Origin of the sequence: Clostridioides sp. ES-W-0016-02 (genome assembly GCF_020641035.1) — a bacterium.
In the GTDB taxonomy this organism is placed as follows: Bacteria; Bacillota; Clostridia; order Peptostreptococcales; family Peptostreptococcaceae; genus Clostridioides.
Genome location: NZ_CP061361.1, coordinates 3,126,135 through 3,150,818, shown reverse-complemented (window position 1 = coordinate 3,150,818; position 24,684 = coordinate 3,126,135). Strand labels below are relative to the sequence as shown.

26 protein-coding genes are annotated in these 24,684 nt (G+C 28.9%); 21 read left to right on the top strand and 5 right to left on the bottom strand.

The features are described from left to right. Positions 1-283: 283 nt before the first annotated feature. From IC758_RS14885 to IC758_RS14860, 6 genes are read left to right on the top strand one after another with little or no spacing between them, the layout of a single operon-like run. Positions 284-1,036 carry a GntR family transcriptional regulator gene (locus IC758_RS14885; RefSeq protein WP_227434495.1) on the top strand — a complete coding sequence of 251 codons (753 nt, stop codon included), beginning with the start codon at positions 284-286 and terminating at the stop codon, positions 1,034-1,036. Between the two features lie 24 nt (positions 1,037-1,060). Beyond that, positions 1,061-1,474, top strand: coding sequence for a PTS sugar transporter subunit IIA (locus tag IC758_RS14880; protein ID WP_227434496.1), 414 nt, complete (start codon positions 1,061-1,063; stop codon positions 1,472-1,474). Positions 1,475-1,477: 3 nt separating this feature from the next. Next, on the top strand, positions 1,478-2,221 hold the full coding sequence (locus IC758_RS14875; protein WP_227434497.1) for a BtpA/SgcQ family protein: 744 nt from the start codon (positions 1,478-1,480) through the stop codon (positions 2,219-2,221). Further along, positions 2,221-2,691: a PTS sugar transporter subunit IIB gene (locus IC758_RS14870; protein ID WP_227434498.1), complete on the top strand. Its 471-nt coding sequence runs from the start codon at positions 2,221-2,223 to the stop codon at positions 2,689-2,691. The genes IC758_RS14875 and IC758_RS14870 overlap by 1 nt, the downstream gene beginning before the upstream one ends. Before the next feature lie 16 nt (positions 2,692-2,707). Beyond that, positions 2,708-3,466, top strand: coding sequence for a PTS mannose/fructose/sorbose/N-acetylgalactosamine transporter subunit IIC (locus tag IC758_RS14865; RefSeq protein WP_227434499.1), 759 nt, complete (start codon positions 2,708-2,710; stop codon positions 3,464-3,466). Further along, positions 3,450-4,292 carry a PTS system mannose/fructose/sorbose family transporter subunit IID gene (locus IC758_RS14860; protein WP_227434500.1) on the top strand — a complete coding sequence of 281 codons (843 nt, stop codon included), beginning with the start codon at positions 3,450-3,452 and terminating at the stop codon, positions 4,290-4,292. Before IC758_RS14865 ends, IC758_RS14860 begins: the two co-directional genes overlap by 17 nt. A 6-nt stretch (positions 4,293-4,298) precedes the next feature. On the opposite strand, the gene IC758_RS14855 is transcribed toward IC758_RS14860, so the two are convergent. Further along, positions 4,299-4,496: a hypothetical protein gene (locus IC758_RS14855; RefSeq protein ID WP_227434501.1), complete on the bottom strand. Its 198-nt coding sequence runs from the start codon at positions 4,494-4,496 to the stop codon at positions 4,299-4,301. A gap of 505 nt (positions 4,497-5,001) precedes the next feature. On the opposite strand from IC758_RS14855, the gene IC758_RS14850 reads away from it, so the two are divergent. Together IC758_RS14850 and IC758_RS14845 are read left to right on the top strand one after the other, a co-directional pair. Continuing rightward, a complete protein-coding gene (locus tag IC758_RS14850; RefSeq protein WP_227434502.1) occupies positions 5,002-6,234 on the top strand; it encodes a cytosine permease in 1,233 nt (410 codons plus the stop codon). A 13-nt stretch (positions 6,235-6,247) separates the two neighbouring features. Continuing rightward, positions 6,248-7,054, top strand: a complete 807-nt coding sequence (locus IC758_RS14845) for a nitrilase-related carbon-nitrogen hydrolase (RefSeq protein WP_227434503.1) — start codon at positions 6,248-6,250, stop codon at positions 7,052-7,054. Between the two features lie 122 nt (positions 7,055-7,176). Here the strand turns inward: IC758_RS14845 and IC758_RS14840 are convergent, their stop codons facing one another. Next, positions 7,177-8,046, bottom strand: a complete 870-nt coding sequence (locus IC758_RS14840) for a LysR family transcriptional regulator (protein ID WP_227434504.1) — start codon at positions 8,044-8,046, stop codon at positions 7,177-7,179. Positions 8,047-8,217: 171 nt separating this feature from the next. On the opposite strand from IC758_RS14840, the gene IC758_RS14835 reads away from it, so the two are divergent. The 6 genes from IC758_RS14835 to IC758_RS14810 all read left to right on the top strand — a co-directional run bounded on the left by IC758_RS14835 (position 8,218) and on the right by IC758_RS14810 (position 13,581). Next, entirely contained in the window at positions 8,218-9,279 is a 1,062-nt protein-coding gene (locus IC758_RS14835; protein ID WP_227434505.1) for a DUF917 domain-containing protein, read from the top strand. A gap of 263 nt (positions 9,280-9,542) precedes the next feature. Beyond that, complete coding sequence (locus IC758_RS14830) at positions 9,543-10,478, top strand: DUF1177 domain-containing protein (protein WP_227434506.1); 936 nt, start codon at positions 9,543-9,545, stop codon at positions 10,476-10,478. Between the two features lie 109 nt (positions 10,479-10,587). After that, positions 10,588-12,015 carry a cell wall-binding repeat-containing protein gene (locus IC758_RS14825; RefSeq protein ID WP_227434507.1) on the top strand — a complete coding sequence of 476 codons (1,428 nt, stop codon included), beginning with the start codon at positions 10,588-10,590 and terminating at the stop codon, positions 12,013-12,015. Between the two features lie 373 nt (positions 12,016-12,388). Continuing rightward, the gene (locus IC758_RS14820) at positions 12,389-12,790 is read left to right on the top strand and encodes a hypothetical protein (RefSeq protein WP_227434508.1); all 402 of its coding nucleotides are present in this window, start codon (positions 12,389-12,391) and stop codon (positions 12,788-12,790) included. Between the two features lie 42 nt (positions 12,791-12,832). Then, positions 12,833-13,126, top strand: coding sequence for a metal-sensitive transcriptional regulator (locus IC758_RS14815; RefSeq protein ID WP_227434509.1), 294 nt, complete (start codon positions 12,833-12,835; stop codon positions 13,124-13,126). Between the two features lie 14 nt (positions 13,127-13,140). Then, the gene (locus tag IC758_RS14810) at positions 13,141-13,581 is read left to right on the top strand and encodes a SoxR reducing system RseC family protein (protein ID WP_227434510.1); all 441 of its coding nucleotides are present in this window, start codon (positions 13,141-13,143) and stop codon (positions 13,579-13,581) included. A gap of 88 nt (positions 13,582-13,669) precedes the next feature. Here IC758_RS14810 and IC758_RS14805 read toward each other — a convergent pair whose 3' ends face one another. Together IC758_RS14805 and IC758_RS14800 are read right to left on the bottom strand one after the other, a co-directional pair. Continuing rightward, positions 13,670-14,143: a threonine/serine exporter family protein gene (locus IC758_RS14805; RefSeq protein WP_227434511.1), complete on the bottom strand. Its 474-nt coding sequence runs from the start codon at positions 14,141-14,143 to the stop codon at positions 13,670-13,672. Next, positions 14,143-14,931, bottom strand: coding sequence for a threonine/serine exporter family protein (locus IC758_RS14800; RefSeq protein WP_227434512.1), 789 nt, complete (start codon positions 14,929-14,931; stop codon positions 14,143-14,145). Before IC758_RS14800 ends, IC758_RS14805 begins: the two co-directional genes overlap by 1 nt. 317 nt (positions 14,932-15,248) lie before the next feature. On the opposite strand from IC758_RS14800, the gene glyA reads away from it, so the two are divergent. From glyA to IC758_RS14765, 7 genes are all read left to right on the top strand, one after another. Then, on the top strand, positions 15,249-16,493 hold the full coding sequence (glyA, locus tag IC758_RS14795; protein WP_227434513.1) for a serine hydroxymethyltransferase: 1,245 nt from the start codon (positions 15,249-15,251) through the stop codon (positions 16,491-16,493). Positions 16,494-16,740: 247 nt separating this feature from the next. Further along, positions 16,741-17,838 (top strand): MGDG synthase family glycosyltransferase, encoded by a 1,098-nt coding sequence (locus tag IC758_RS14790; protein ID WP_227434514.1) that lies wholly within the window; start codon positions 16,741-16,743, stop codon positions 17,836-17,838. Then, positions 17,829-18,527, top strand: coding sequence for a polysaccharide deacetylase family protein (locus IC758_RS14785; RefSeq protein WP_227434515.1), 699 nt, complete (start codon positions 17,829-17,831; stop codon positions 18,525-18,527). The genes IC758_RS14790 and IC758_RS14785 overlap by 10 nt, the downstream gene beginning before the upstream one ends. A gap of 2 nt (positions 18,528-18,529) precedes the next feature. Beyond that, positions 18,530-19,594: a lysylphosphatidylglycerol synthase transmembrane domain-containing protein gene (locus tag IC758_RS14780; RefSeq protein WP_227434516.1), complete on the top strand. Its 1,065-nt coding sequence runs from the start codon at positions 18,530-18,532 to the stop codon at positions 19,592-19,594. A gap of 179 nt (positions 19,595-19,773) precedes the next feature. Further along, the gene (locus IC758_RS14775; protein WP_227434517.1) at positions 19,774-20,478 is read left to right on the top strand and encodes a response regulator transcription factor; all 705 of its coding nucleotides are present in this window, start codon (positions 19,774-19,776) and stop codon (positions 20,476-20,478) included. Further along, complete coding sequence (locus IC758_RS14770) at positions 20,471-21,793, top strand: sensor histidine kinase (protein ID WP_227434518.1); 1,323 nt, start codon at positions 20,471-20,473, stop codon at positions 21,791-21,793. The genes IC758_RS14775 and IC758_RS14770 overlap by 8 nt, the downstream gene beginning before the upstream one ends. Positions 21,794-21,905: 112 nt before the next feature. Next, positions 21,906-23,279: a hypothetical protein gene (locus tag IC758_RS14765; protein ID WP_227434519.1), complete on the top strand. Its 1,374-nt coding sequence runs from the start codon at positions 21,906-21,908 to the stop codon at positions 23,277-23,279. A gap of 249 nt (positions 23,280-23,528) precedes the next feature. Here the strand turns inward: IC758_RS14765 and pdaA are convergent, their stop codons facing one another. Beyond that, a complete protein-coding gene (gene pdaA / locus IC758_RS14760) occupies positions 23,529-24,470 on the bottom strand; it encodes a delta-lactam-biosynthetic de-N-acetylase (protein ID WP_227434520.1) in 942 nt (313 codons plus the stop codon). Between the last annotated feature and the right edge of the window lie 214 nt (positions 24,471-24,684).

The window sequence follows — 24,684 nt, the reverse complement described above, 5'->3', positions numbered from 1 at the left end:
GACGTCTTTTTTTTGTACTATTTAATAGTAATAATTGTCAATTAAAAGTAACATTAATTATTATTTACACAATTCTAAAAAAGAATTCTGTTAGATTAATAATCCAAACTATTCCTACCTGATACTACAAACAATAAAATACTATATTAGACAAAAAAATTAAAAAATTACCAAATTAAAAATTATTTAAAAATAAATTGACAACGATTTCGAGTTGTTATAATATGTAATAAAGAACTTGTTATATAATGTTATAAAAATACTACATGAGGGGGTGAGTAAAATGGATGAAAAAAAGCAAAAAAAAGAAATGGACTTAGAGGTAAATTCATTTATTCCTTTGTACCAACAACTATATGACAACATAAAAAAACAAATAGCAGCTGGTATATATAAGCCAGGAGATAAACTTCCATCTGAAGTAGACCTATGTAAGGAGTTTAATATAAGTCGTATAACTGTGAGAAATGCGCTTAATGAACTTGTAAAAGAAGATATATTATGTAAAAAGCGTGGAAAAGGAACTTATGTAACTATTCCAGAGAGAATAGAAGCAACATGTGCAGGAAATAGTTTTACTAATTCTTGTCATCGTATTAATGCAAAACCAAGTACTAAGATAATCTCTATTTTGATAAAAAAAGCTGATAAGCAGGTGGCTGAAGCTTTAAATATTGAACTAGAAGAGAAGATAATATGTATTAAAAGACTTCGATTAATAGATGAAGTACCTGTTATTTTTGAAGTTGATTACTTTAGAATAGATTACATGTTTTTATTAAAAGAAGAGCTGGAAGATAAGTCTTTAATGGAAGTTATATCTAATAATATAAGTACACTACCTAATCGTGTGGAAAATATATTTGAAGTAAAACACTCAAACAAAGAATATTCTGACCACCTTAAATGTGCAAGCAATATGGCATTATTAAAAGTAAGACAATTAGTATATACAGAGAATAATGATGTTTTATATTACAATGAACAATTTATAAGAAGTGATAAGTATAAATATGCAGTATCAGCAGAAATATAATTTACACTTAGGAGAGGAATAAATATGAGAAAAATAATATTAGCGTCTCATGGAGACTTTTCAAAAGGGCTTTTAGATTCAGTAAAAATGATAGTAGGAGATTTAGCAAATTGCGTTAATTCATACAGTTTATATCCTGGACAAAGCGCTTCAGATTTTGCTTTAGAGTTAGAAAAAACAATAGTAGAAGATAAAGAATGTGAATATATAATTTTATCTGATTTATACGGAGCAAGTGTATGTACTGCTATGTTAAGGTTAACTAAGTTACATAATGTTAAGCTATTTTCAGGAATGAATTTAAATATGGTATTAGAGCTTCTTACAAGATTTTCTGATAAATTAACAACTGAAGATGCAGAACAGTTAGCAAAAGAATCTAGAATGGGAATACAAAATGTAACATTACAAATAAATGAAGAAGAAGAGGTATTTTAGTTTATGGACAATAAGGGAATATTATCAGTTTTTAAAAACAAAAAGCCAATTATAGCAATGATACACCTAAAGGGAGATACTTCAGATGATATTTTTGAAAGAGCTAAAAAAGAAATTAGTATCTTAGAAGCAAATGGTGTAGATGGAATAATGTTAGAAAATTACTATGGCAATTACTATGATTTAGAAAGAATACTTGAATATGTATCTAAATCTAATTTGTCAATACCATATGGAGTAAATTGCTTAAATGTTGATACTATGGGATTTGAACTAGCAACAAGATATAATGCAAGCTATGTACAAGTTGACTCTGTAGTAGGTCATGTCAAACCTAGAGATGAGGCTACTTTAGAAGAATTTTTCAAATTACACCGCTCAAAATGTCAAGCTTATTTAATTGGAGGGGTACGTTTTAAGTATCAACCAGTTTTATCAGAAAATACTGTTGAAGAAGATTTAAAGATAGGAATGACAAGATGTGATGCTATAGCAGTTACAGAAAATGCTACAGGGCAAGAAACATCAATGGAAAAAATAGAATTATTCCGCAAAAATGTAGGAGATTTCCCTTTAGTTATTGCAGCTGGAGTTACATTAGAAAATGCAAAAAAGCAGCTTGAGATAGGGGATATGGCAATAATAGGAAGTTACTTCAAAGATAATTACCAAGACTTTGGAGATGTTAGTGCAGAACACGTAAAAACATTTATGGATGAAATAAAAAAAATTAGGGAGGAATTATAATGATTAAATTAGTAAGGGTAGACCACAGACTTATACATGGACAAGTAGCATTTACATGGACAAAGTTTTTAAATACAGATTGTATATTAATAGCAAGTGATGAACTATTAAAGGATGATTTAAGAATGGCAGGGCTTAAAATGGCTAAGCCATCTAATGTCAAACTTGTAATGAAAAGTATAGCAGATTCTATAAAAGCACTTAATTCAGGTGTAACTGATAAATACAATCTTTTGATACTTTGTGAATCTGTAGAAGATGTTTATAGACTATCTAAAGAAGTTAAATCTATTAAATCAATAAACCTTGGTGGAACAAAATCAGATGATAATCGTGAAAATATATCTAAAGCAGTTCATGTATCAAAGGATGATATAAACATGATTAAAGAATTAGATTCAGAAGGTGTAAATGTATTCGTACAATTAGTTCCTGATGATGATGCTACAAATGTAATGAAACTAATATAATTTTAGGGGGATAAAAATGGAATTTACACAAGTTATTCTAATAACTCTAATTGCATTCTTTGCATATATGCATTGTTTTGTAGGTTCTACAATGCATAATAGACCTATAGTTGTTGCACCACTTGTTGGTTTAGCACTAGGAGATTTACGTACAGGTATAGTAATAGGGTCAACATTAGAACTAGTATTTATGGGTGCATTCCCAGTTGGAGCAAGTAATCCTCCTGACTTTGTATCTGGTTCTATTATTGCTACAGCATTTGTAATATTAACTGGTCAAGATGTATCAGCAGCAGTTGTACTTGCAGTTCCTATAGCAACTTTAGTATTACTTATAGACAACTTCTTAATGACAGTAGTACTTACATGGGGAGCTCATCTTGCTGACCGTTATGCAGAAGATGGTAACATTGAAGGCGTAGAACGTATACAATTATTATTTGGTATAGGCAATAAATTAATACTAGCAATAATAGTAGGTACAGGATTCTCATTAGGTGTTCCAGTAATAGAAAAAATACTTTCATTTATACCATCATATGTAATTCATGGTATGGATGTTGCAGCAGGCGTGATACCAGCAATAGGTTTTGCCATGTTAGCTAGAATGATGCTTAATAAGAAAACGATAGCATTCTTATTATTAGGTTTTATAATGGTTGCTTATTTAAAAATAACAGTAACAGGAGTTGCATTATTTGGATTAGCAGTAGCTTTAATATATGTTAACTTTTTAGGAGAAAAGGAGGTAGTAGTAGATGACAACGAATTCTAAGAAATTAGAAACAATTTCGCCAGATAGCAAAATAACAAGAAAAGACTTTTGGAAATGTTTTAGAAGGTCTTTAACATTAGATTCATCTTGGAACTATGAACGTATGCAAAATATAGCATATGCATATACGATGGCACCAATAATCCGTAGATTATATAAAAATGATAAAGAAAAAAAATCTCAAGCTTTAAAAAGACATCTTGAATTTATGTCAGTTACACCTCATATAAGTACTCTTTTAGTTGGTATATCTGGAGCTATGGAAGAAGAAAATGCAAAAAATGAAGAATTTGATGCAAAGAGTATAAATGCTGTTAAGTCAAGTTTAATGGGTCCAGTTTCTGGAATAGGAGATTCATTTTTCTGGGGAACATTAAAGCTTATAGCAGCTGGAGTTGGTATAGCTTTAGCTTCTCAGGGGAATATAATGGGTCCAATTTTATTCCTTCTAATAATAAATATTCCTCACTTTATTATTCGTTATATATGTTTAGATAAAGGATTTAAGTATGGAACTCAATTTTTTAAAGATGTAAGTGGTTCAAATATAGTCTCAAAAGTTATGGAAGCAGCATCAATGCTAGGACTTATGGTAATTGGAGGGATGACCGCCTCTAATGTAATACTAAAACTTAGTGTTAATGTGGGGAGTGGAGAATGGGCAGAGCCTATTCAAACTTACTTAGACCAAATAATGCCATGTATGCTTCCAGCTATGATATTTGGAATTATGTATTGGTTATTAGGAAAAAAAGTCAAGACAACTACGATATTAATTTCAGTTATGATTATTTGTATAATATTAGCTGCAATTGGGGTAGTATAAGTAAAATTATGAATATGATTTTTGATAATCTTTTCTACAATTGAAATATATAAAGGGGGGGCGTACTAAAAAATAGGCGATTCCCCTTTTGAATAAAAAGTAAATACTAAGTTCAAATAAATCACCAATTTTATGCCCATAGTGGCAAGCACCTTTTTCTTTTTTATCCATTAAAGTTATCTTTATCTTTGGTCTTCTAGCCATAATCTTACACATCCTCCTTTGTATTCATATTCAATATAATAAAAATACTGTATTTTAAAATTTTATCATGAATTCGTTTTTAAGTAAATTTTGTTTTAAAAACTATTTTTATAATAATAATCAGAAAATTTAGACTAAATTTGATTAGTAAAGTTGTAATAAATTCACTAAAAATAAGTTAGAATAGGTGAAAATTGAAGTATTTATAAGCCTCATAAAAAATATTTGGGAATAAATTATACACTATAAAATTTTAATAAAATAAGTATAATTCTAATAAAACTGAAATAAATTTAAAATATGTGTGAATAGTCTAAATTTAAATAATAATTTTAGACTATTTATCTATCTATAACTTAAATTATATCAAATTGATAATAAACTATATATTATACTTTTTTGTAGAGTAGAATTATAATTATAGAAAGAAAAAAAACTATCAAGGGTGAAAAAAATGTAGAAAAAAGTAGAAAAGATTCTTTTACAAAGAAAGGGAGGGATAATCTTGCAAGAGAGAGAAGAATTAGTTTTAAATCCAGTTCCAAAAGAGGAAAGAGTTGGATGGTTAGCTCCATTATTTAATATGCTTGGCTCTAATATAGCCATATCAGAATTAATGGTTGGAGGAACCTTAATTTTAGGAATGACTCTTTCCAATATGATTATTACATCAATTATAGGGAACTTAATATTAGTCGCAATTATTATGATACAAGGTTATATTGGTTGTAAAGAAGGGTTAAATACATATGTATTAGCTAAGGGGGCATTTGGAGAGATAGGTGGAAAATATCTAATATCTCTATTGCTTGGAATAACTAGCTTTGGTTGGTTTGGTGTACAAGCAGGAGTTGCGGGATTATCAGTACAAAAAATATTTCCAAGTGTAAACTTAACTCTAGTCACAGTTATACTTGGATTATTAATGGTAGTTTTCGCTTTGTATGGTTTTAAGGCAATGGCTAAGTTTAATTACTTAGTTATACCACCACTTATAATATTAATGGCTTGGGGAGTTTTTAAAGCTTTTTCTACTTATGGAGTTGAAGCTATCTACAATTACACTCCTCAAACAACAATGAGCATGGTTGAAGGATTAAATATGGTTGTTGGTCTTATCATAGTTGGTGCGATTATATCACCTGACCAATTAAGATATACAAGGGGAGTAAAAGATATTTGGATAATTGGTTTTTTAGGATTAGGTATTATTTCATTGTTCCAACAAGTTGCAGCAGGTGTAATGTCTATGGGTGCTCCTACTTGGGATATAACAGAAGTATTGGCTAATTTAGGATTTGGATGGATAGCATTTGTTATTTTAATACTTGCATCTTGGTCAACCAATGTATCAAATGCCTATTCTGGTGGATTGGCACTAAAAACTATTTTTCCAAATGTAAAGAGAAATGTATTAACTTTAGTTGCAGGTCTAATAGGTACAACAATAGCAGCTACTGGTATAATATTCAAATTCCAATCGTTCTTATCTTTCTTAGGAATAGCAGTTCCAGCTATAGCAGGAATTATGTGGTGTGAATATTATTTTATACAAGGAAGAACTTATAAACACAGAGAAGGAATAAATTGGATTGCAGTAATAAGTTGGTTAATTGGTTTTGCAGCATCATATTATACTTCAAAAATAAGTTTCTTAATACCACCAATAAATGGAATTGTAGTAAGTATGATTCTTTATTATATACTAATGAAATGTTTTGGAAGTAAGGATAAATAAAGGGGGAATTTGTATGAGTCGTAAAGTGAAAATAGGTATAATTCAACAGCATAGTGTACTTGGAGATGTTAAAAAAAATATAGAAAAAGCAGTAGAGATGATAGATGATTTGGGAAATCAAGGTGCAGATATTATTTGTTTGCCAGAATTATTTGCTACAGGATATAACTTAGAATATTTAGGTGGAATTAAAACATTAGACCTAATAAGAGAACATAACAAATACATAGAAGAATCAATGTCAGAAGCAGCTAAAAGAAATAATGTATACCTAATATCTCCATATGGAACTTTAGAAAAGGACTCTACACATGTTTTCAACTCAGCTGTTATATTCGATAGACAAGGTAATATGATGGGAGAATACTGTAAAAATCACCTATGGTCATTAGAAGCAGTATACTTTAAAGCAGGGGAAAAAGTAGATGTATATGATGCTGATTTTGGTAAATTTGGTGTAATGATATGCTATGATGCAGGATTCCCAGAAGTGGCTAGAGAGTTGACATTAAAAGGCTCTGAAATAATATTTATACCTTCTGCATGGAGAATACAAGATGAAGATATGTGGGATTTAAACGTATCTCAAAGAGCTTTAGAAAATACTGTGTATACAGTAGGAGTAAATTTAGTAAGTAATGACCCTAATTTGATACTGTTTGGAAAGAGTAAAATATGCAATCCTAGAGGAACTATAATAAGTCAATTAGATACATATAGAGAAAAATATATATTAGCAGAGATTGACCTAGATGAAATAGAAAAATATAGGAACGATATTCCATACTTAAAAGACAGAAAAAATTGTTACAATATATAATTTTACATTATATGTTAAGGTACAATTTTGATAAAAAATAAAAATAGGAGGATATGTCAAACGCTAAAGATAAAGTTATTAACTCTGTTTGATATATCCTCTTTAATAATACCAGCTTTGGTTTAAAGATTTTTGAAATAGTTCATAAGAAAGTCTTTGAATAATAAGACTGCTTTAGATGCATAATTCTCACTAAACCATGAAAGATTTAAATATCTTTTAAATTCAATATCTTTTATATGTAATAGTTTAATTTCAGGGTCTCGAGATAAGCCCCATGATTTTCCACATATAAATCCAACTCCTTGAAGTGATTTTATAAGAGCATAGATTGTATATGGAGAATCGGATTCAAAGGCTATTTTTGGCTTGAAATTAGCTGATTCACATAATATATCTATTATTTCTCTGTAGTTCTCACCTTTAGTTATAACTATAAAATTTTCATCTGAAACTTCATTTAGATAAACCTCATCTTTTAAGGATAGAGAGTGGTTTATTGAAACTCCTAATAATATTTCCTCGCAGGTTAATGTTATATTATTTTCTGAGTTTAATTTTGTAAATGAAGAAGATATATACAAATCAAAATCACTTTTCTTATAAGACGATGGTAGAGTATGTGAAACATTAAAGGTAATATTAGGATATAGTTTTCTAAAGTTGCTCAAAAGTGGCGGTAATACATTAGCAGCTGCTGTAGCTAATATTTTTACTTCACCAGAGTTTTCTAAGGAAATATCTTGTAATTCTTTTTTTGACATTTCTACTAAATCTAAAATACTATCCACCCTTTTTAGAAATAATCTACCATACTCATTTAGTACAATATATCTTCCTTTTCTATCAAACAACTGAACTCCAAGTTCTTTTTCTAAAGAAGATATGGTTTTACTTAAAGCTGGTTGTGCTATATTTAGTTTTTGTGATGCTTTTGTTATGTGTTCCATTCTAGCGACAGTTTGAAAATACTTAAGATGCAATAAATCCATAATATAAAATACACCTCTTTTAATATAACTTGAATTATATAAATTTGATAATTAATTATATATTATACATTATAATACAAAGCTTGTATAATAAACTATAATATGGCATAAAGTTATGTAAATATTTACTAATACATTTACATAATCTAACTAATAAAGGAGATATTTAATATGAAATTAACTAAGGAAATATTAGAATATGCTTTAATAGGAGGTACAATTTTAGGTGGAGGAGGTGGTGGTGCAAAGGAAAGTGGAAGAGAGATGGGGGAATATGCCTTACAACATGGATTTCCAAATCTAATAAGTATAGATGAATTACATGATGATGCAATTGTCTTAAATGTATCAGCAGTAGGAGCTCCAGCAGCACCACTCAAGTATGCTGATAATGATGATTATATAAATACAGTCAAGATATTTATTGATAAACTAGGATTAGATATACAAGGTATTATTACAAATGAAAATGGAGGATGTGCAACAATAAATGGATGGATTCAGTCTTCTGTACTTAAAATACCACTAATAGATGCACCTTGCAATGGTAGAGCCCATCCAACAGGCCTGATGGGGAGCCTTGGATTACATAGAGATAAAACATATAAGTCTTATCAAGCTGTGTCTGGTGGAAATCCAGAACTTGATAATCATATAGAGGGATTTGTAGAGGGTTCTTTAAATAAGACAGCAGGACTTGTTAGACAGTGTGCTGTAGCAGCAGAAGGTTTAGTTGCTGTAGCTAGAAATCCTGTAAAAGCATCTGTTGTAAAAGAAAATGCTGCTATAGGAGGTATAAGCCATGCAATAGATTTGGGTAGAGAGTTTTACTTAGGTTTAGAAATATCAAAAGATAAAGCAATAAACAACGTTGTCGAATTTTTGAATGGAGATGTAGTTTCAGAAGGAACAATAGAAATTTTAGAGTTAGAAACTACAGGTGGATTTGATGTAGGTAAATTGATTGTAAATGGTTATGAGGTAACTTTTTGGAATGAATATATGACAATAGAAAAAGAGAATAATAGAATAGCAACATTTCCAGACTTAATTATGACTTTTGATAAAAACACAGGCATGCCTGTTACATCAGCAGAAATCAGAGAAGGGCAAGAGATAGTTTTAATAAAAACTTCTAAAGAAAATTTAAAACTTTCAATAACAATGACACAAGAAGAATTATTAAAAGATATAGAAGATATATTAAATAAAAAAATAATTGGAGTTAATTAGGATATGTAGTAATTTGATTGATTGAAGAATTAAAATTGATTAAATTTAATGAGCAATATAATACCTATAAAACTATAAATAAAACAAATACTTAGGAAAAAGTTTATAAAAATAAAAAAATAAATAAGATATGAAAGATAATAAGAAAAAGTTTATAAAAATATAGATAAAATAAAAAATGCTGTAATATTTATAAAAATAAAAGTAAAAATATTTAAACAAAAACTATAAATAAAAGAAATAAAATTGGATGGTGAGCAAATATGATGTTAAAACAAGTTTTGGAAGTTTATGATATTATTGATAGCGCAGAAGTAGATGGAGAATGTGTAAAAAAATATTTGGAAAGCTATGGTGGGAAGAATATATTAGTAAAAACTTTAGGTACGGAAAAAGGGTCTACTGACTTAGTAAAGCTTACAATACCAGGAAAAAATGGAAAATCATCAGGAGGAACAGCTAAGACATTAGGTGTTTTAGGAAGACTAGGAGGAATTGGAGCAAGACCAGAAATGATAGGTATGGTTTCTGACGCTGATGGAGCTTTAGTAGCAATAGCAGTAGGAGCAAAATTATTGGACATGCAGAATAAGGGAGATTTTATTGATGGAGATGTAATAGTTTCAACTCACATATGTCCAGATGCACCTACTAAAGAACATAAACCAGTTCCATTTATGGATTCTCCAATTGATATGAGAACTATGAATGAAAATGAAGTTGATTTAAGCTGTGATGCTATATTATCAATAGATACAACTAAAGGGAATAGAGTTATAAATACAAGAGGTTTTGCTATATCTCCCACAATAAAAGAAGGGTATATTCTAAAAACAAGTAATGATTTATTAGACATAATGCAGACTACTACAGGAAGACTTCCTTACGTATTTCCAGTGTCAATACAAGATATAACTCCATATGGAAATGGTTTATACCATATAAATAGTATTCTTCAGCCTGCTGTAGCTACAAAAGCACCTGTAGTAGGAGTTGCTATAACAACTGAGACAACAGTTGCTGGATGTGCAACTGGAGCAAGTAATTATTCTGATTTAGAGAGTGCAGGAAGATTTGTTGTTGAAGTAGCAAAACACTATTGTGGTGGAAATTGTGAGTTTTATGATGAACATGAATGGAATATTTTAATGAATAGATATGGAAGCTTAGATAAGTTTCAAACTTTTGGAGAAGAATAAAGTTGTCTTTTATTGATGTTTTAGAATGGATGATATAGGCTAAATTATTGTGATATAATATTTAGAGTAAATAAAAATTGTAGATATAATAATTTTAGGGGGAGTTAATATGAAATCAACAAAATCAATATCATCAGTATTGTGTTTATCTCTAGTTTTAAGTTTATCATCAATATCATATGCAAATGAAGTGGGTAGAACGGCAACAGAAAATACTTTAATAGGTAAAGATAGATATCAAACAGCTATTGAAGTAAGTAAAGAGGGTTGGAGTAGCGCAAATGAAGCTGTAATAGTGAATAGTGAATCTATTGTAGATGCATTATCTGTTACACCATTTGCTAAATTAAAGAATGCTCCAATACTACTTACAGAAAAAAATAATTTAAATTTACAAACAAAGAAAGAATTAGAAAGATTAGGTGTTAAAAAAGTCTATATAATTGGACTATCTGGTTCTGTATCAGATAATGTAGAAAAACAACTAGAATCTAATAACTTAACAGTTGATAGAATTGGTGGTAGTGACAGACATCAGACAGCTTTAAACATAGCTAAAAAGATAGAAGGTTTAAAAGACATATCAGAAATAGCTGTGATAAATGGATATACAGGTCTTGCAGATGCAGTTAGTATAGCTTCTGTAGCTGCTACTAATGGTATGGTTATACTTCCGGTTTCTGATGCATCTGGAGTGTCTAGTTTTAAGGATTTTATAGCTTCTAAAAATATAAGTAAGTCATACATAATAGGCTCTACTAATGCTGTATCAGATAAAATAAAACAAAGTCTACCAAATTCAGAAAGAATAGGTGGAGCAGATAGAAATGAAACAAATGGAAAGGTAATAGAAAAATTTTATACATCAAATGACTTAGATAATGTATTTGTAGCTAAAGATGGAATGAAAAAACAAAATCAACTTATAGATGCTCTAGCAGTAGGTGTATTGGCATCAAAAGAAAATTCTCCAGTACTTATAGTAGGAGATAAATTGAGTGCAACTCAAAAGAGTATATTTACAAATAAAAAGGCGACTGCTATAACTCAAGTTGGTAGTGGTGGAAATGAAAATGCATTTGCAGAACTAAAAGATTTACAAGGGAGTAGTACTGGTAAGAAAGTAATGTATGTAGCTAATACAGATAAAGTAAATGTAAGAAGTGATGCTACAATAGAAGCTTCTGTAGTGGGTTATCTAAACAATGGTGATGAAGTAGAAGTTTTAGAAGTACTAAAAACGGGATGGGTTAAGATAAAATACAATGACGATATTGGATATGTCAGTGGATCTTATCTAACAAGTAATAAACCTAATAACAGCAGTGAGAATGTTAAGATAAAATATGTAAAAGAAAAAGATGGTCTAAATGTTAGAAAAGGACCAAGTACGGAAGATGAAAAAATAGGACAACTTCCATATGGAAGTAAGGTAGAAACTGTAGAAATGTTTGCTACTGGATGGGTAAAAATAAAATACAATAGTGGATATGGTTATGTAAGTAATGATTACCTATCTGATACACCAGTTATCTAAACTTATAGATAATAAACAATAAAGAGACTGTCTTAATATTAATGACAGTCTCTTTATTGTTATGAAATGTAGATTTTAATAATGATTTATATTTTGATAACCTAACTTTAGAAGTTATTATTGTAGATATTATTAATATATAAATACTTAAAATCCGATGCTTAATACCAAAATTGCATATTAATATGATGAGATAATTTAAATATAAATAATTTTATCTAATTATTATTATAAATTAAGTAGTAATATAAAAGAAATAGCTAAAATGAGTCCTTTTATTTTTGTTTTTTGTATCTATTTGGTATAATAGTATTGAAACATATAATAATTTAGATAAAATTTCTTAAGAGAAATACTATGAGGAGAACATAAAATGAAAAAATGTCTTTACTGTAATAGGGATATAAAGTCACCAAATAATAAATTGGCTATAAAATACGATGACAATACCAATATATATCCATGCCGTACAGAATGTAAGGAAAAAATTGAAGAATATATAATAAAAAAACCTACTTATAAGTTTATAAATATATTGGAGGTTCTTTTAGGTGTAGGTGGAATATTTTGCTTTTTGAGCAAATGGACTATTGCAGCCCAAATTGTACTTGGAATTGACGCATTAGTTATATTTTTATTTCCATTAGCAGGGTTTAAGATGAATGGTAAATTAAGTATGGAGCAAACTAAGCATCAGAGCAGGTCTATAGCAATATCAATTTTAGCATTTATAATAGTAATAACTGTATTATATTTTAAGCAAATTGGTAAGTAAATCATAATTGTATAGAACATCATAAGAGTATGAGGTGAGTTTATGGAAGAAAGAAAATTAGCACCAAACAATGAGCGAGAAGCTCTTATAAAAAGATTAAAAAGAATAGAGGGTCAAGTTAAAGGGATACAAAAGATGGTAGAAGAGGAGCGTTATTGTGTTGATATATTAGTTCAAATATCTGCTATAAGGTCTGCTATAAATAGAGTGGGTACAATTATTTTGGAAAATCATATAAAAGGATGTGTAGCAGAAAGTATCAAACATGATGATAGTGAAAAAACTGAAGAGATGATAAAAGAACTTATGGATACCATAAATAAATTTACAAAATAAGGGGGCGGTTAGGTATGAATCAACAAGGATTTATTATGGAGATTGTTGATGATAGAACTGCAAAATTAAAAATGCAAAGACACTCAGCTTGTGCTGCTTGTGGAAAATGTGCTACTGCTGACTCATCAGAGTCAAAAGAGATATTAGTAGAGGTAGACAATACAATTGGTGCGAAGGTTGGTGACCATGTAGAAGTAAGTATGGATAACATGAATGTATTAAAAGCAGCTGTGATGGCTTATATAATACCTCTTGTAGCACTTCTTGTTGGAACAATAGGAACATACTATATATTGGGAGCAATTGGCATGACATCTGGCGTTGAAGCGATAAGTGGATTAGTTGGGATTTGTCTTACAATAATTTGTTATTTGTATTTAAAGAAAAATGATAAAAAATTTAGAGATAGTAGAGAATTTATACCAGTAATCACAAGAATCTTAATTGACCTTTAAAATGATTATAATTTAAAAATAGCAATGTACTCTTATAAACACTTAATGTATATTTATAGGATTTGGGTACATTGCTATTTTTATATTTTTATTTTGATTTTCTTTGAGGAATAAAGTTCTTTCGTATTTTTAAAAGGTTTAATGTTCTTACAAAAGAAGTTACAACCAATACACCAAGCGATATTGCAGCACTTAAAAATAGTGCATCAGTACCTTTTGACATAGCTAAATCATAATTTTTTTGAATTAAAGATAACATTGTATTGTATAATCCAATTCCTGGTATCAGAGGAAGAATACCTGGAATTACAAATACAATAGCTGGTTGCTTTAGTTTTCTAGCCAATATCTCACTACATGCTGAAACCAAAGCGGCAGCTATAAAACCCGCAAAAATTGAGTTTGTAGTGAAATTAAATAAATATACATACACAATCCAACCAACTCCACCAGTTATTCCAGCTGGAAGAAGTAGATAAAGTGGTGCATTAAAAAAAACAGCAAATCCAGCAGTTGCAATGCCTGAAAATAAAAAATGTAAAATCATTGACATATCAGTCATTAGAAAGGACCTCCAATTCTATACCATGTATCAAGGACAAAACCGACTCCAGAAGCAATTGCAATAATAATCATAGCAGCATCGAAAGCACGAGAAATTCCTGATATTAAATTACCTGATATTAAATCTCTGATGGCTTTTATAAAAGCAACTCCTGGGAGTAGTGGCATTATTGCTCCAACTATAAGCATTTTAGGGTCATTCAAAATACCTATTTCAACTAGTAAAACTCCTGAAAGTGCTATTAAAAAAGAAGATACTAAACATGAAAATGCAGATATTGCACTTATCTTCATGGTTTTATCATAAGTAATTGCAGCAAATATTGCTATTATAAATGTAAGAATAAAATTTAATATATAATTCCCTCCAAGCAAGCAAGCAAAGCAAGCAGATGCAATTCCTGTACAAGAGTAAAACAACCATAAAGGATAAGGTTTTACCTCTTGAATTTCATAAAGACGTGCAATAGCAGTATCAATATCATATTCTTTATCATTTACAAATTCTCGAGAAAAACTGTTTAATAAGGAAATCTTATTTAAGTTTATACCTCTTGATTGAATCGTTTTCATAAACGAAAAACCGTCAAATTTTTCATCTGAAATAATTATTACTGTAGGAGTTGTAAAAATATTTACATGATAAAATCCTCTTGACCTGCATATTCTAAGGACACTGTCTTCAACCCTAGATGTTTCAGCTCCATTTTTTATCATAAGTTCCCCTACAAATAGAGCTAATTTTAGAATATTTTTTTTATATTCAAGTTCCTCATTTTGATTCATAAATACACCTCCAAATTAAAAAACATAATATTGAAATTATATCAAATTTTTAAGTAATATTCCTTATATATATATAAATTATATTATCTTTTTTTTATTTAAAAATAGTCACATCTAAATTATATCCAATTAAAAGAATTAGACAATATTATTTATTATATTTTAACTTAAAATACAGAAAGAAAACATGTAAAAGTAGTAAAACACTTGACTATTAATTTATAAAAGACTATAATAATAAATTATCATATTGATAAAAACGAAAATTATGAAATGTCTGTAAAAGTAAAATTTAAATAATAACTAGGAGGAGTAATATGTTTGAGAACTTGAAAAAAGCGGACCCTGAGATTTATGAAAGTATGAAAAGAGAGTTAAAAAGACAACAAAGGAATATTGAGTTGATAGCATCTGAAAATATAGTATCAGTTCCAGTAATGGAAACTATGGGAAGTCATCTTACTAATAAATATGCAGAAGGTTACTCAGGCAAAAGATATTATGGTGGATGTGAGTACATAGATGAAGTTGAAACTCTTGCAATAGATAGAATTAAAAAGATATTTGGGGCAGAACATGCTAATGTTCAACCTCATTCTGGAGCAAATGCAAATATCGGTGTATATTTTGCTATGCTAAAACCAGGTGATGTTGTTATGGGAATGAATTTATCTCAAGGTGGGCATTTAACTCATGGTGCTCCAGTTAATATTTCTGGTCAATATTATAAATTTTATGAATATGGAATAGATAGAGATAGTGGACTTATAGATTTTGATGATGTTAGAAAAATAGCACATGAAGTAAAACCTAAAATGATAGTTGCAGGAGCAAGTGCATATCCTAGAGAGATAGATTTTAAAAAATTTAGAGAAATAGCTGATGAGGTTGGAGCATTACTTATGGTAGATATGGCTCATATAGCAGGTCTTGTAGCTGCTGGTCTTCATCAAAATCCATGTGAAGTAGCTGATTTTGTTACAACAACAACTCATAAAACTTTAAGAGGACCTCGTGGAGGAGTTATCCTTTGTAAAGAAAAATATGCTAAAGCTATAGACAAAGCAATATTCCCTGGAATTCAAGGGGGACCTCTTGAGCATATAATTGCATCTAAAGCAGTATGTTTTAAAGAAGCTTTAAGTGATGAATTTAAAACATACCAACAACAGGTTGCTAAAAATGCAAAAGCTTTAGCTGAAGAACTTATTAAGAGAGATTTTAAATTGATTTCTGGAGGAACAGATAATCACTTAATATTATTAGATTTAACTAATAAAAATATAACTGGTAAAGCCGCAGAAAAAAGATTAGATGATGCTTACATAACTGCTAATAAAAATACAATACCATTTGATCCAAATGGCGCACTTGTTACAAGTGGAGTAAGACTTGGTACTCCAGCTGTAACTACTAGAGGCATGAAAGAGGAAGATATGGCAGTAATTGCTGAGGCTATAGACCTATGTTTAACTTATGATGAAGAATCTAAGGCAAGAACATTGGTTGTTGGTTTAACTGAAAAATATCCTCTATATGAAGAATATAATATTATGGATTAATTAAAAGTATAATTAAATAAGACATATTTAAAGAATTAAAATGATAGTATTTATGTTTAAGTATGTTTATAAAGACAAAACCCAATTAATTAGGATATAGCTTCCAATATTAATTGGGTTTTGTATTTTTTAATTAAAACTTTAAGATTTCTTAAGAATTATACTAGGTTTTTCTAAAGATTTAAAGTTTATACTTATAAATATAGTAATTAAAGGTATTTAAAGGCTTTAATGAGGAGGGAATCTTATGAAAGTATTAATTCTTACAGGAAAATTTGGTATGGGTCATTACTCAGCATCAAACTCTTTAAGTGAAGATATAAAAACAAAATTTAATAATTCTGAAATAATAATTAAGGATATATTTGAATATATTATGCCTAACTACTCAGATAAAATGTATAAAACTTTTTCTATTCTTGTAAATCGGGGAAGTAGTCTTTATAATTTATTTTACAAATGCACTGAAAATGGAAAAAAAGATATAAAATTTACATTTTCAGATTATTTCTTAACTAAATTAGACAAGTTACTTAATGAAATACAACCAACAGTAGTTATTTCAACTTTTCCATTTTGTTCTCAAGTAGTATCAAGATATAAAGAAAAGTATAATTCAAATCTTCCTTTGATAACATGTATAACAGATATAAGTAGTCATTCAGAATGGATTAGTAAAAATACAGATTGTTACTTAGTGGCTAGTGAATCTACTAAAGAAGAACTTATTTTAAAAGGAATAGATGAAGATAAAGTAAAAGTTAATGGTATACCTGTAAAAAAAGAATTTAAAAAAATAGAACATATAAATCATTTAGATAAAAAAAACATCCTCATAATGGGTGGGGGCTTAGGTTTATTGCCTAAGTCAGAGCAATTTTATAGAGAACTAAATAGTTTAGAAGGAGTAAAAACTACTGTAATAACTGGTAATAATAAAAAAATGTACTATAAATTGTACAATAGATATGAAAATATTGAGGTTGTAGGCTATACTAATGAAGTATACAACTATATGGAGAGTGCTGACCTTATTATTTCTAAACCAGGTGGAATAACATTATTTGAAACAATTTACTCAGAGCTTCCAATATTAGCATTCAATCCATTTTTGCAACAAGAGATAAATAATGCTGATTTTATACTAAATAATGGAATTGGAAGAATACTTGATAAAAATAAAAAATACTATGTAGATGAGATAAAAGACTTAATCTATGATGATGTTACACTTAAAGAAATGAGTTTGAATATGAAAAAACTTAAAAAACAATTTGATAATAATTCATTAGAAAATATTTTATTTTCATTTGATGGACAAGGAGTGTGTAGAGAATGTATGTAGTAGGTTTAATTATAGTTGTTGCTTTGATTTTTTTAATCCATTCAATTATACCTACATATTATAATAAATTATTAAATAAAGATGTATTGAAAAATATGACTGAGAAGAATGAAATTGCTCTTACATTTGATGATGGACCAGACAAAAGATATACAGAAAAATTGTTGGATGTACTAAAAGAAAATAATATAAAGGCCATGTTTTTCGTAGTGGCAAAGAATGCTGAAAAAGAGCCTGAAATTATAAAAAGAATGTTAAGAGAAAATCACATAGTTGGTTTACATTCACTAGAACATAAGAATGCATGGCTTTATAGTTATAATTATGTTAAAAAAGATTTTATTGAAAGTACAAATACAATGAAAAATTTAGGTGTAGATGTAAACTACTATCGTCCACCATGGGGTCATACTAATATATTTTCATATCAATTTGTTAAAAAATATAACTTAAAGATGACCTTATGGGATGTAATGGCAGAAGATTGGAGTAAAGATAGTACAGTAGAGATTATAGTAAATAAGTTAATAGATAGAACAAAAGAAAATTCTATAATTTGTTTGCATGATGCAGGAGAAAACTCAGGAGGAGCAGTTGGCGCACCTGAACGTACTATCGAAGCATTAAAGATAGCTATTCCAAAACTCAAAGCTAGTGGTTTTAAATTTGTAACACCAGAAAGGATGTAGTTATGATAAGTAAAACTGAAAAGAAAAATAAGTGTCTAGGTAGTGTAACCTTCTTAGTTTTACTAATGGGTATAACTGGATACTTTGTTTTTAGAGGTCAATCAATTGAATCGTTAATAAAATCATTAAAAGGTGCAAGTCCTGTGTTTATATTAATTGGATTTGCAATGATGTTTATATATGTTGCTTGTGAAGGTATAAATATATATTTAGGTATAAAGGCTTTAAATCAAAAAACTACATTTTTAAAATGTATGGGATATGCGTTTGTTGGATTTTATTTTAGTTCAATTACACCTTCAGCGTCTGGAGGTCAACCAGCGCAAGTTTATTACATGAAGAAAGATGATATAAACATATCTTATTCTTCACTTATACTATTAGTTATTGTTGTCATTCACCAAGTTGTTGTATTGGCATATAGCGGAATAATGTTCATTATGGAACGTGAATTTATACTAAACAATGTAAGAGGAATGAGTATTTTATTGATATATGGTGTAATAACGAATGTTGCTCTTGTTGTTGGAGTAATTGCAGTTATATTTTCAAAAAAATTAGTAAATAACTTCATAATATTCATAACGAATTTATTAGGAAAATTAAGAATAATAAAAGATGTTGAAGGTTCACGAAAAGTGATAACTTCTCAAATTGAAGAATATGTTAAAGGTGCTCAATATATAAAACAAAATCCAAAGTTAGTAATTAAGATTTTACTTATAACTATTGTGCAAATAACAGCTATGTTTTTAGTACCATTCTTTGTATATAAAGCTTTCCATCTATCAACATATACTGTGTTTGAAATATTAGCAATACAATCATTACTCAATATTGCTGTTTCATCTTTACCATTACCAGGAGCTGTTGGGGCATCTGAAAATAGTTTTATGACATTATTTAAGATATTTTTCCCAGGGCATTTATTAGTGCCAGCGATGTTACTTAGCAGAGGAATAAGTTTTTATGCATTCGTTGCTATAAGTGGTTTAGTATGTATTGTAGCACATGTTAAATCTTCTGAAAAAGTTAAGTCAGTAAAAGAAGTTGTTTATGTAAGATAGTATTGTATAGTTTATTTTTTACATCAAGGATATGTGTGTACGTTTTGATTAAACTTTGAGCATACTTACAATAGTAGAAAGTATTAAAACGTATGACATTGCTAAGCTTTTACTAATAAAGTATAATATTTTATATAGTTTGAAATATTTAAGAAATATAGTAAAAAAGGAGCTTAGCGATGAATAAAGAGATTCAAAAAAAAATTTTAGTAGCTGATGATAATCCAGAAATTAGGGAAATTGTAGAAATACTTTTAACTGGTGAAGGTTATGAAGTTGTTATGGCGACGAACGGAGAAGAGGCTGTAAATTTAGTAGACAGTACAATTGATTTGATTATTTTGGATGTTGTTATGCCAGTAAAGACAGGGTTTGTTGCATGTAATGAGATTAGAGAAAAAACAACAGCTCCAATATTATTTCTAACTGCGAAAACTCAAGATTCCGACAAGGTTATTGGGTTTTCAGCAGGAGGAGATGACTATTTATCAAAGCCTTTTTCATATTCTGAGTTAATTTCAAGAGTTAAGTCACTACTTAGACGTTATTATATATATCAGGGGAAGGAAAAGAATAAGGAGCAAAATATATTGAAAACAAGAGGTTTAAGTGTAAATTTGGATACTCAAGATGTCATATTGGATGGAGAAACTATATTTTTGACAACTATAGAATATAGCATACTAGTTCTTATGCTAAAAAATAGAAAAAAAGTTTTCTCGTCTGAAAATATATATGAAAGTATTTGGGATGAGCAATATTTTTATACAGCAAATAATACTATAATGGTACATATTAGAAATTTAAGAAAAAAATTAGAGAAAGATCAGAAAAATCCACAATATGTAAAAACTGCATGGGGAAAGGGGTACTATATTGATTAGCAAAATTAAGCCATCAAAGTTGGGTGTCATACTATTGATATATGTAGTAATCTCAGCTGGGGTGGCTTTTATTTTAAATATACCATTTTATTCTGCTGTTGAGTCAATAGTAAAGGATGTATCAGAAGGTAGAACATATTTTAAAAGAGAAGCAGACCAGTTAATGGCTGATTTTCAAATCTATGTGAATGATAAAAATTTAAGTTCAAAGGATGGAGAAGATATATCAAATTGGAATAATGACAATTGGTTTGTATCTATGAAAGTATATAAAGGAAATGAGCTTTTTTATGATACACTGTACTATCCAGATGAAGTACCTGATAAGAGTGAAGAAAATGAATTTTATAGTAGCTCTATGGCTAGACATTATGAGATACAATTTTCTGATATTAAAGCTAGTGTAGTTATAGTAGCACTGTTTAGATTTCGATTTCAAAACTTTATAGAAGCTGTTTCTATCACATTTATGGCAATTACATTTATTGTAACATTTTTATTGCTGTTGAGTAGAAAGATTAAATATCTAAGAAAAATAGAGATGGGCATAAAGATAGTAGAAAGTGGTAGTTTAAAGTATAGAATTCCTGTTAAGGGTAACGATGAATTATCATCACTTGCATCTAGTATTAATGAGATGAGTCAGGCACTTGATAATCAGATTATAAAAGAAAGAGAAATGAAGAATAAAAATAAGGATATAGTAACTTCAATATCACATGATGTCAGAACTCCATTGACATCAGTAATTTGTTATTTGGATTTAATTAAAGATCATAAGTATAATAGCCCTGAGCAATTGGAGCAATATATAAAAAATGTGAGATTAAAAGCATATCAGATAAAAGATTTGACAGATGACCTTTTTACACATTTTGTTAATTCGGAAGAAGAAGTTTCTAAAAAATATGAAAAGATTAATGCAAATGAATTTATATTTCAACTGCTTTTAGATAGTTCATATACATTGGAAGAAAAGGGATTTCATATAAAAATAGAAAATGAACTTTATAATCAATATCATATTTATGTAGATGTAACACAATTTAGAAGAATATTTGATAATCTATGTTCCAACATAATAAAGTATGCAAGAAGGGATAGACCAATAGTATTTTTAATTAAAGTTGAAGATGGTAAGCTGTTAATTATACAAAAAAACAAAGTTAGTAACATTCATAAAAATGTAGAAAGTTTTGGAATTGGCATAAAAAACTGTGAAAAGATAATTGCATATCACAATGGAAGTATAAATGTAAAATCAGGTGACAAAGAGTTTTCTATTGAAATATCTATTCCAGTAAATGAATCATAAATGTCTAAATTAAGTACTGCACATGCCAATTGTTATGTGCCTATGACCAAGTAACAAGTTTACTTGTAAGACCATATAATATTATTATCTTAAAAAAAGGGGACATAATAATATGGTTTTAACAGGAGCGCATTATATTTACATTGTATTTATGGTAATTATCTTAATTACTATGCTTATGAAAAAAGATACTATAGTACCATGTATATTAGGTGTTTTTTTCATGGGGCTATTCTTTGAAAAAAATATCTTTGGAGCTATAACAGCAGTGTTTAACTCGTTTATTATATCTTTAAATGAGTTGGGACCTATTATTTTAATCATAGCTATTATGGTAGCTTTATCTAAAGCTCTAGAAGCAAATAATGCCATACAGTATATGGTAAGACCATTTTCCAAAGTTATAAAAAATTCTAACACAGCATTTTTTGTAACTGGATTTGTAATGTTGATTCTTTCTTGGTTTTTTTGGCCAACTCCAGCTGTTGCCTTAGTCGGAGCTGTATTTTTACCTGTTGCTATTAGAGCTGGATTACCAGCGATTGGTGTTGCAGTAGCATTAAACTTATTTGGTCATGGTCTTGCCTTATCTACAGACTTTGTTATTCAGGGAGCCCCAAGTATAACAGCTGGTGCCGCAGGAGTAGCAGTATCATATGTCATAAATGATGGTATGATTTTATTTTGGGTAATGGGAATTGTAACGATATCGATGGCGTTTTATACATTAAAAAGAGATATCAATAAAGGAATGTTTAGAGAAGAGCTTAAAGATTTTGAAAGTGAAGAAGTAAAAGAATTTAATGGAAAATCTAAGATAGCAACTATTTTAGTAGCTTTAGGATTTCTTGCTGATATAATTGCTATGTATATGTTTGACCTAAAAGGAGGAGATGCATCAGCTCTTTTAGGAGGAACAGCAGTGTTTCTAATAATTATTATAAACACTATAAATTTTGGTAAAAATAGTCTTGAAAATGTGTGTGAAAATATAATAGATGGTTTTGTGTTTGGTATAAAGATATTTGGAGCTATTATACCAATAGCAGCGTTTTTCTACATGGGAGAAGTTGCACCTTTAACTGGTGTATTTGGAAAGGTATTAGCCCCTGGTTCTCAAGGATTATTATCAGATATAGGGATAGCTCTTTCTCAAACTATACCACTTAATAAATTTGCAGTATCAGGTATAGAAACTGTAGTAGGAGCAATAACTGGGCTTGATGGTTCTGGGTTCTCTGGAATCTCATTAGTTGGTTCACTTGCATCTGTATTTGGAACTGCTATTAATGCAAGTGTTGGTGCATTAGCTGCATTAGGTCAAATTAGTGGTATTTGGGTTGGTGGAGGATGTCTAGTTCCTTGGGGGCTTATTTCAGCAGCAGCAATTTGTGGAGTTAGCCCTATTGAATTGGCAAAAAGGAACTTTATTCCTGTGATAACAGGTCTCATTGTAACAACAATAGTAGCAGTATTCATTATTTAGAAAATAAAAGCTAATATTATTTTACTTGTAGATTAACAAAGCTTATGTAAATTAAAACTTATATAAATTAAAAATAAAAAATCATATAAATTAAAAATAGATGTACAGTTATTATCTACTAAAAGACTTTTGTATCATGTAAAAACTATACATCTATTTTTTTTGGAAGTATTTAATTTGAAGTAGTTTATGTAAATTAATATCTGAATATTAGATTTAAAATATAGCTTTTAAATATATTTCTAAATGTTAATAATTTAGAAGCTCAAAATTGTATCCTAGTTTTCTAGCATCTGATATAAAATCACTTAGAATTTCTGTACTAGTTTTAGAAACAGCATGTAGTAATAAGATAGAACCATCATGTAAATTATCCATTATTTTCTTCTTAGCTTCCTCATGTGATGGTTGTTTTTCAGTATCCCAATCTCTATATGCGAAACTCCAAAATATAGTTTTATAACCTAGGTTTTTAGTCATTGCTAAGCTTTTTTCTGAATATTTACCCATAGGAGGTCTGAAAAACTTAACTATGTTTTTTCCAGTTAATTCTTTATAAAGTTTTTCAACATCTTCAAATTCATCATTAAAGCTTTCTAGATTGCTTGTTTTTGTTGGCATAGAAGGATGAGTTTTACTATGACTTCCAACTATGTGACCTTCTGCAACCATTCTTCTTATCAAATCTTCATTTTCCTTTATATATGGAGAGGTAACGAAAAAAATGGCCTTTACTTTATTTTTTTTTAAAACATCTAGTATCTTTGATGTATATCCATTTTCATAACCTTCATCAAATGTAAGATATAATGTTTTTTGACCATCTTTGATGGGTCCATTATATATAGCATTATAGTCAGAAAAATTAAATTTGATGTCAGTATTTACTTCTGGAGTTTGATGTTTAGTATTTGGTATATAAAACCAATCAAGAGCAGTATTATCCAAAGATGACACATCTAACTTTTCATTATCATTGTTCACAGTATTTTTATTTGATGGACTGTCTGTTCCATCTGAAACAGTTACATTGGAAGTATTTTTACTATCATCAGCATTTTGAGAATCTCCTTGTGTTGATATTTCTTTATTCTGTTCTGTGTTTTGTTTTTTTTGTGAGTTTGAACATCCCACAACGAAAAAAATAGATATAGAAAGTATTGTCAAAACGTATAGTATCTTTCTAAGCATTTTTTAGCTCCCTTCTAAATTAATTGTAATTATATATAGTATTATTATAGTTTGAAAGTGTTATTATTAATAGTTACATATTTGAAAATAAAGTCGCAATAGTATTATAAAATATGAATAATTAATAAATTTAAGAAAAAATGTAAAAAAGTAGTTGACCATATTATAATAAGATGTTATGATAATAAATGTGCTCAACAAGGAACCAAAAGGA